We start from the raw sequence: 8,172 nt of genomic DNA on the forward strand, positions 1-8,172 counted from the left end.
GAACGCGTCCACTGTGCAGTATCTGAAACAACACACCCGTGCCTCGACGACCAGTCGACGAGACACGAGGACCTTGTTTCACAGAGTTACGGCGGCCATAGCGGCAGGGAAACGCCCGGTCCCATTCCGAACCCGGAAGCTAAGCCTGCCAGCGCCGATGGTACTGCACTCGCGAGGGTGTGGGAGAGTAGGACACCGCCGAACACAACTTCACAAAGCCGGAACCCCCGACCCCACCAGGGCCGGGGGTTCCCGCCATCTCACCCACACACCGGTCTGCCGGCGCGGCCCTGATCCTGAACTGGGCTCCATAAGGTGACGGCGTTTCTGGCCGCTTCGTTAGGATCGCTGCAGGTCACGATTTTGAGCAGGTGGCGCGCGGGTCACTAGTCGAGCGGGGTGTGGAGGTGGGGGATCTGTACGTAGTGCAGTCCAAGGCCGCCTCCGAGGCCACCGGCGTGCAGATCTGGGAGAATATCCGCAGTCGGCGCCTGATGATCGCGCACATCGGTTCGGCCCACACGCCCGGCGAGCGTGCGGCAGTGATCGATCTGCCCGCCAGAACGGCAGCCCTAGTCACACGGTCGCGGTTCGTCGAGGTGTGGGGTGGGTGGTGACCATCCTTCGTGCTCTCACTTCCTGGGGGTGGTGAGATTTTCCGGGCGCAGGTCGAGGCGTCGCAGGAGTTGGGCGTTGAGGGCGACTACGACGGTGGAGGCGGACATGAGGATGGCGCCCACGCTCATGGGCAGCACGAATCCGATCGGGGCGAGGACACCTGCGGCCAGGGGCACCGCAGCGAGGTTGTAGCCGGCAGCCCACCACAGATTCTGCTTCATCTTGCGGTAGCTCGCGCGGGACAGCTCGATGACCGAGAGCACCGAGCGGGGATCGGATGAGGCCAGGATGACCCCGGCGGAGCCGATCGCGACATCGGTTCCGGCGCCGATGGCGATGCCCACATCCGCTTGGGCCAGAGCGGGGGCGTCGTTGACTCCGTCGCCGACCATGGCGACCTTCTGGCCTTCGGACTGAAGCTCGGCGACTTTGGCGGCCTTGTCTTCGGGCCGGACCCCGGCGAAGACGCGGTCGATGCCGAGGTCGGCGGCGACGGTGTCGGCCACGGCGCGGGCGTCACCGGTGATCATGACGACGTGAGCTCCGGCGTCGTGCAGCGCGTCGACGGCCGCGCGGGACTCGGGGCGAATCTCGTCGGCCAGCCGCAGCGCGCCGATCACCCGGCCGGCGGCGAGGACGTGCAGGATGATCGCCCCTTCCGTGCGCCACTGGTCGGCGACGGGCAGCTCATCGCGGCCGTGATGGTCGAGAAGGTAGGGGCCGCCGACCTCGATGACGGTGCCGTCCACGGTGGCCTTGACGCCGACGGCCGGGGAGGAGGAGAAGTCGGACGCCGTCGACACGGCCAGGTCACGGTCGCGAGCAGCCCGCACAATGGCTCTGGCGAGAGGGTGCTCGCTGTCGCTTTCGGCTGCGGCGGCCAGTGCGAGGACCTCCTTCTCGGTGTGCCCGTCTATCGATTCAATTCCGGTGACGGTGGGTTCGCCCTTGGTCAAGGTGCCGGTCTTGTCGAACAGGACGGCGTCGACGTTGCGCATCGACTCGAGCGCAAGGCGGTCTTTGACCAGTACTCCGCCGCGGGCGGCGCGTTCGGTGGCGATCGACACGACCAACGGGATCGCCAGGCCGAGAGCGTGGGGGCAGGCGATGACCAGCACGGTGATGGTGCGCACTACCGCCGCGTCGGGCAGGCCGAGCACGCTCCAGACGGCGGCGGTGATCACGGCCGAGGCGAGAGCGAACCAGAACAGCCACCCGGCGGCGGTGTCGGCGAGGCGCTGGGCGCGAGAGGACGAGGCCTGTGCGTCGGTGACCAGTTTCTGAATCCCGGCTAGCGCTGTGTCCTGACCGATCGCGGCGACTTCGACGCGCAGGCCCGAGTCGGTGGCGACCGTACCTGCGACGACATGGTCGCCGATCTCGCGGCGGACCGCCCGGGATTCGCCGGTGACCATGGATTCGTCCATGCTGGCCGAGCCGTCGATGATCTTGCCGTCGGCGGGTACAGACGCCCCGGGGCGGACGATCACCACGTCCCCGACCCGCAGCTCGGCCGGGGCGACCGTGATGACGTTCTCGCCGTCGACCTTCTCGGCCTCATCCGGCAGCAGCGCCGCCAGGGAGTCGAGCGCGGAGGTGGTCTGGGCCAGGGAGCGCATCTCGATCCAGTGGCCAAGCAGCATGATGACCACCAGCAGGGCCAGCTCCCACCAGAAGTTCAGCGTGTGGTCGAGCGCGCCCAGGCTCGCGCCCCAGGAGGCGGTGAACGCCACGGTGATCGCCAGACCGATGAGCAGCATCATGCCGGGCTGGCGAGCGCGGATCTCGGACACGGCCCCGGTCAGGAACGGCCTGCCGCCCCAGAAGTAGACCACAGTGCCCAGGGCGGGGGAGACCCACCACACCCACCGGGCATCAGGCAGGTCGTAGCCGATGAGGTGGGCGAACATGTCGTTGAACGCCACCACCGGGACCGCCAGGACGAGGGTGATCCAGAACAGCCGCCGGAACTGGGCGACATGACCACCGTGCCCGCCATGGCCTGCATGGTCGTGGCCACTATGGTTCTCGTGCCTGCTGTGAGGCTGGTCTGTCGAGTGTTCGTCGTGCGTGTGGTGGCTGCCCTGCTTGCGGGTCTGGGCCTCGGCGGCTCCGTGGTGGGTGTGCTGGTCGTTCATGGTCTGCCTGTCCCTCCAGCGCGGTTGCAGTTGCCTAGGACGCGGGCTGGATCTCACTTTCGACTACCCACTTGTGGTTCGTCATCGTCATTCCGTCAGCTTCGAAGTCCACGACATAGACGGTTTCGTCGGTCGAGGACGCGATCGTCGCCGTTGTCCCGGCCATGCCTTGCATGTGCTCTGCGGTGACGGTCACTTCGGTGCCATCGTCGAGACGGTCATCGCCGACGTCCTTGAGCTCTTCCTGCACGACCCACTTGTGGTCGAGAACGGGATCGCTGCCGTCGGTGGGGATGTAGTCGATCGCGTAGGTGTAGGTGTCGTAGGCGCCGACGATAGTGGCGGGGGCACCGTTCATGCCCTCCATGTGGTCGGCCGTCAGCGTGACTTCGGTGCCGACCGGGTAGGTCGGATCGGTGGCCTGCGTCATGCCCTCAGGCACCGGGCCTCCGTCTGAGGGGTGTTCCATGCCCCCGTGGCCCCCGTGGCCCCCGTGGCCCCCTTGGCCGCCATGGGTGTCCTCGTTCTGTGTGGCGGCGGCGGTGCCCGTCGCGGGAGTGGATGTGGTGGTTGCCGGGATGGACGCGGCCGAGGTGTCCTCGGTGTTGTCGGTACAGGCCGATAGTGCCAGCGTGGCGGCGATGAGGGTGGCGGGGATCAGCATGGGGGTGCGGGTCATGGTGGTGAAGCGCCTTTCGGGTTGGTGAGCAAACTGGTGGTCAGGCCAGGTAAGACAGGGTGGTCATCATTCCGGCCTCCATGTGGTAGGCGTTGTGGCAGTGAAGGGCCCACTGGCCGGGGTTGTCGGTGTCGAATTCGATCTCAGCGGTGCGCATGGGTCGGAGCGTGACGGTGTCTTTGCGGAGCCCGCTATCGGCGAGGGCGAAGGTGTGACCGTGCAGATGCATCGGGTGGGCCATGTCGGACATGTTGCGCAGCCGCATCCGAACCCGCTGACCGCGGGAGACCTCCAGCGGTGTGGTGTCGGGATGAGCCTGCCCGTTGAGGGTCCAGCGATAGGGCATCATGCTGCCGCCCAGGTCGACGCTGAGATAACGGTCATGACCCTGGTCTGTCAGGCGCGATGCCGGCGCCGGGCTCAGGTCTGCCGGAAGCAGCACTCGGCGGTCGAGTTCGATGGGACGGGGATCGTCGGGCAGATCGCCGGAACCGGTGCGCACGATAGCGAAGGCGTGGCCGTTCTTGCCTTCAGCCTCGGCGAAGATCGGGAAGGCTCCGTCGGCCAAGGTGACCAGGACGTCGACTCGCTCGCCCATCGCGAGCAGGATCGATTCTGTCTGGTGCGGTGCGGTGGGAAAGCCGTCGGTGTGGGTGACGGTCATCGTGTGCCCGCCGACGGCGACACGGAAGAACGTGTCGGCGCCGGCGTTGATGAACCGGATCCGCCCCCGCTGCCCCGGTCTGGCGATCCACCGGACAGGGTCGGCGGGAATCTTCCCATTGAGCAGAAAGTGCGGGTAACTGACGTCGCCGGCAGCGCCGAGCAACCGGGAGTTCATGCTTTGATGGCCTGGACCGTCGTGCATTCGGCCGTGGCCCGGTGCGCGACCGTGAGGCCCCGGAGTGTCGATGCCCAATGCGCGGGCCGCGTCGTCTGGGGTGCCGTCGATGCCGTCGAGCCAGTCATCGACGACGACCACCCATTCATGGTCGAAGTCCCCTGGCTCGGCCGGGTCGTCGACGATCAGCGGGCCGTACAGACCCCGGTCGAGCTGCAGCCCAGAATGCGAGTGGTACCAGTGGGTACCGGCATCCGGAACGGTGAACTCGTAGGTGAATCGGTCACCTGGCTCGATCGCCTCTTGTGTCAGGCCGGGCGCGCCGTCCATGTCGTTGCGCAGGGCGATGCCATGCCAGTGCACGCTGGTCGGTTCGTCGAGCTGGTTATCGACCTCCACGCGCAGCAGGTCTCCGGCCCCGGCCCGCAGGGCAGGCCCCGGCACGGTCGGACCGTAGGCCCAGGTGGCGACCACGATCCCACCCAGGTCTACCTCCGCCGGACGAGGGGACAGGCGGGCGTCGACGATGCGCTGACCTGCACGCTGGCGCTGCGCCTCGACATCGCCCACTACTGGGTCCGATGCCGTCACCGGCACCCCCGAGGGGCCGGACTGTCCACACGCGCCCAACGCCCCGGCGCCAGCGAGAGCCGACCCGAGGAGAAATGCTCTCCGCGACATCCCGATCACTGTTGCGACTCCGCCGACGGATCACCGAACAGCGCGGTGACCAGCAGCATCGTCGAGGCCCACAGGGCGGCCACGAACACGGCGCCGAGCGCCAGCCCGCCCCATCCGACCACGTTATACCTCCCGCGTCTGACTCCAGTGGCCATCGTGACCGTGCATCCCGTCGGCTTAAATGGAGATCGTGTGAAGATTCGATCAAGACCCCACCGCAGTGACGGGTCATCAGTCGGGGAGGCGAAAATGACGGGCATGCCCTTTGCCGATGAACGCGGTGACCGTCGTCCGCGCCGCGCCGATCCCCCAGCGCTGCGGGCGATGGTGGTCGACGACGAGGAGCCCCTGGCCGATCTGGTGGGGTCGTATCTCGAGCGCGACGGCTTCGACGTCACGATCACCGGTGACGGCCAGGATGCTGTGGACCTGGCCTGCCGCATCGCCCCGGACGTAATCGTTCTCGACCTGGGACTCCCCGGGCTGGACGGGATCGAGGTCTGCCGACAGGTCAGAACCCACAGTGACGCGTACATCGTCATGCTCACCGCCCGGACCGAAGAGGTCGACACCCTGATCGGACTGTCTGTGGGCGCAGACGACTACATGACCAAACCGTTCAGCCCTCGAGTGCTCTCGGCCCGGATTCAGGCGATGATGCGCAGACCACGGCAGGGCACTGCCAAGGGCGGCGGAAAGGCATCACCCCGTGTGCACTCGATCGGCCGGCTGACCATCGACACCGCCGGGCGAGAGGTCGCCGTCGGTGGTACCGCCATCGAGCTGACCCGCACCGAGTTCGACATCCTCGTCGCCCTGGCCCGCGACCCCGGGATCGTCGTGACCCGCGCACAGTTGATGGCCGCCGTGTGGGGACCGAACTGGGTGGGCGATGACCACCTGGTCGACGTCCACATCGGCCACCTGCGCCGCAAGCTCGGCGACGACGCGGCTGTGGGCCGCTACGTCCGCACGGTCCGAGGGGTCGGCTACCGCATGGGACCATGCCAATGAGGTCCACCCCGCCACCAACACCGGCCACGCCCGACACCCGCCCCCGTCGTCGCGCGGCCGGAGTCAGCTTCGGCACCCGCCTGCTGTTGGCGATGACCAGCGTGGTCGTCGGAAGCACGGCCAGCGCGTGGCTCGTTGCCTCTGCACTGGCCCCGGGCATCTTTCACGACCACCTCGGTCAAGCCGGCATCGACCACAACTCCAGCCAAGCCGCCCACGTCGAGGAAGCATTCACCGTCGCGATCATCCTGGCCTGGGGATTCGCGGTGGGCATCGCCCTGCTGCTGGCACTGGCAGCGACCTGGTACCTCACCCGCCGAGTCCAACGCTCGGTCACCATCGTCACCACCACCACCGCCGACATCGCCCAAGGGCACTACGCGACTCGGATGACAAGCCCGAAGCTCGGCCGAGAGTTTGACGACTTGGCCACCAGCGTCAACGAACTCGCCCGACGTCTGGATGCCACCGACGTCACCAGACGACGAATGCTCGCCGACCTCGGTCACGAGATGCGCACCCCGCTGGCCACCATCGACTCCTACCTCGAAGCCATCGACGACGGTGTGCGCAGCTTCGACGACACCACCAGACAGGTGCTGTGGGCGGCCACCAGACGTCTTGAACGCCTCGCCGCGGACATCGTCGCCGTCTCCGACGCGGAAGAACACCTCACCCGACTACACCCGGCCCCGACCACGACAGACGCGCTCGTAGCGACTGCCGCCGAGGCAGCACGCGAACGCTACCTCGACAAAGGCGTGCACCTGCATCTAGGTGAGATCGACCCGGTCGCGGTCACCGTCGATGCCGACCGCATCGGACAGGCACTGGCCAACCTTCTCGACAACGCGCTGCGCCACACCCCACCCGGCGGGACCGTCACCCTCGGCAGTCACCGCCCGGGCCCGGCAACGGCGGCCATCACCGTCTCCGACACAGGAGACGGAATCGCCACCGAGCACCTCGATCACCTCTTCGACCGCTTCTACCGCGCCGACCCCGCCCGAGGCCGAACCGCTGGCGGCAGCGGAATCGGCCTCGCGATCACCCGGGCACTCGTCGACGCACACGGAGGACGCATCCGCGTCATCAGTCACGGCCCGGGCCACGGCGCCCAATTCACCCTCGACCTACCCGCCGGCTGAGACGCGCATGAACAGCGAACAGCAGAGCATGACTATGTGCCGGGCCGAAAAGCCCCACGCCGCGACTGCATGTCATAACGCCTGGTTACCCCAACCGGACAGACCGGACTTGTGTGGGCGCACGGACAGTAGCTGCAGGTTTAACGAAACTAGCGGAGGCGGGCGCCGCGTTTCCAGGTGGACTGCGACTCATTGAGAGCTGGTGGGAGGAGGCCCGCACGCAAGTCGAGGTCCGAGCCGGGGCGCGCGCCGCTTCCGCTTGCACCCGGACGCGCCAGGGTCCACTGCTTGAGGCCGTGGGGCTGCTGGCTCGGGGTTTCGGCCCTGGGGCGGGCCGGTTCTGGGTGTGGACGATCGGAAAGGGGTCTTGACCAGGCGATTAGTACTTTCGTTGCGGCCCGTGTAACTTTATCGGAGCCGCCAGGGAGCGGGGCCGGAACGAAAAGAACCGGCTCGGCGAGTTGGGGGCGGGCTAGAGTGGGAAGTGGTTCACCCGGTTTGACTGGGGTGGGTTGGTGACTTACTCTGGAGGAGTTGCCTCGAAAGGGGCGGCGATCACCCCGGATGCTGTTCGGCCGTCTGGTCGGGTGTGCGGATGGTGTGTGGGTGTTGTTTGAGAACTCAACAGTGTGTTTTGTTTGTGATAGTGCCAAATTTTTTGTTTGGTTGCGACCCTTTCACATCCCTGTCGTGGGGGTCGCGTTTTTTGGAACAGCCAGTTTTGGTTGTTCTGTTGTTGGGATTGTGCTTTTCGTAGTGCTGAGAAGCTTTTATGGAGAGTTTGATCCTGGCTCAGGACGAACGCTGGCGGCGTGCTTAACACATGCAAGTCGAACGGTAAGGCCCTTCGGGGTACACGAGTGGCGAACGGGTGAGTAACACGTGGGTAATCTGCCCTGCACTTCGGGATAAGCCTGGGAAACTGGGTCTAATACCGGATATTCAGCTTCTGCCGCATGGTGGTGGTTGGAAAGTTTTTCGGTGCAGGATGAGCCCGCGGCCTATCAGCTTGTTGGTGGGGTAATGGCCTACCAAGGCGACGACGGGTAGCCG

At 66.6% G+C, this 8,172-nt stretch carries 6 protein-coding genes and 2 rRNA genes (1 of these 8 running past the window's edge); 5 read left to right on the forward strand and 3 right to left on the reverse strand.

Annotated elements, in window-relative coordinates; translation table 11 throughout:
- The first annotated feature begins 87 nt into the window (after positions 1–87).
- Together rrf and C3V38_RS09900 are read left to right on the forward strand one after the other, a co-directional pair.
- A 5S ribosomal RNA gene (rrf, locus tag C3V38_RS09895) occupies positions 88–204 on the forward strand.
- Positions 205–401: 197 nt separating this feature from the next.
- Positions 402–617 carry a hypothetical protein gene (locus C3V38_RS09900; protein WP_106385702.1) on the forward strand — a complete coding sequence of 72 codons (216 nt, stop codon included), beginning with the start codon at positions 402–404 and terminating at the stop codon, positions 615–617.
- A 15-nt stretch (positions 618–632) separates the two neighbouring features.
- Here the strand turns inward: C3V38_RS09900 and C3V38_RS09905 are convergent, their stop codons facing one another.
- From C3V38_RS09905 to C3V38_RS09915, 3 genes are read right to left on the reverse strand one after another with little or no spacing between them, the layout of a single operon-like run.
- Positions 633–2,756, reverse strand: coding sequence for a heavy metal translocating P-type ATPase (locus C3V38_RS09905; protein WP_217354139.1), 2,124 nt, complete (start codon positions 2,754–2,756; stop codon positions 633–635).
- Positions 2,757–2,790: 34 nt separating this feature from the next.
- Positions 2,791–3,420 carry a YdhK family protein gene (locus C3V38_RS09910; protein ID WP_254425948.1) on the reverse strand — a complete coding sequence of 210 codons (630 nt, stop codon included), beginning with the start codon at positions 3,418–3,420 and terminating at the stop codon, positions 2,791–2,793.
- Positions 3,421–3,475: 55 nt separating this feature from the next.
- Positions 3,476–4,957 carry a multicopper oxidase family protein gene (locus C3V38_RS09915; protein ID WP_106386450.1) on the reverse strand — a complete coding sequence of 494 codons (1,482 nt, stop codon included), beginning with the start codon at positions 4,955–4,957 and terminating at the stop codon, positions 3,476–3,478.
- Positions 4,958–5,281: 324 nt separating this feature from the next.
- Here C3V38_RS09915 and C3V38_RS09920 point away from each other — a divergent pair, with 324 nt between their 5' ends.
- The 3 genes from C3V38_RS09920 to C3V38_RS09930 form a co-directional block, all read left to right on the forward strand.
- Positions 5,282–5,971 (forward strand): response regulator transcription factor, encoded by a 690-nt coding sequence (locus tag C3V38_RS09920; protein ID WP_106385703.1) that lies wholly within the window; start codon positions 5,282–5,284, stop codon positions 5,969–5,971.
- A gap of 92 nt (positions 5,972–6,063) precedes the next feature.
- Positions 6,064–7,119: a cell wall metabolism sensor histidine kinase WalK gene (locus tag C3V38_RS09925; protein ID WP_106385704.1), complete on the forward strand. Its 1,056-nt coding sequence runs from the start codon at positions 6,064–6,066 to the stop codon at positions 7,117–7,119.
- Between the two features lie 769 nt (positions 7,120–7,888).
- Positions 7,889–8,172: ribosomal RNA gene (locus tag C3V38_RS09930) — 16S ribosomal RNA — on the forward strand; it runs 1,236 nt beyond the window's last position.

Origin of the sequence: Dietzia sp. oral taxon 368 (genome assembly GCF_002999155.1) — a bacterium.
Classification (GTDB): Bacteria; Actinomycetota; Actinomycetes; order Mycobacteriales; family Mycobacteriaceae; genus Dietzia; species Dietzia cinnamea.

Coding starts and splice junctions, on each gene's coding strand:
- C3V38_RS09910 (WP_254425948.1), bottom strand. CDS start 3,420: ATGCTGATCCCCGCCACCCTCATCGCCGCCACGCTGGCACTATCGGCC.
- C3V38_RS09920 (WP_106385703.1), top strand. CDS start 5,282: ATGGTGGTCGACGACGAGGAGCCCCTGGCCGATCTGGTGGGGTCGTAT.
- C3V38_RS09915 (WP_106386450.1), bottom strand. CDS start 4,957: ATGTCGCGGAGAGCATTTCTCCTCGGGTCGGCTCTCGCTGGCGCCGGG.
- C3V38_RS09925 (WP_106385704.1), top strand. CDS start 6,064: ATGACCAGCGTGGTCGTCGGAAGCACGGCCAGCGCGTGGCTCGTTGCC.
- C3V38_RS09905 (WP_217354139.1), bottom strand. CDS start 2,756: ATGAACGACCAGCACACCCACCACGGAGCCGCCGAGGCCCAGACCCGC.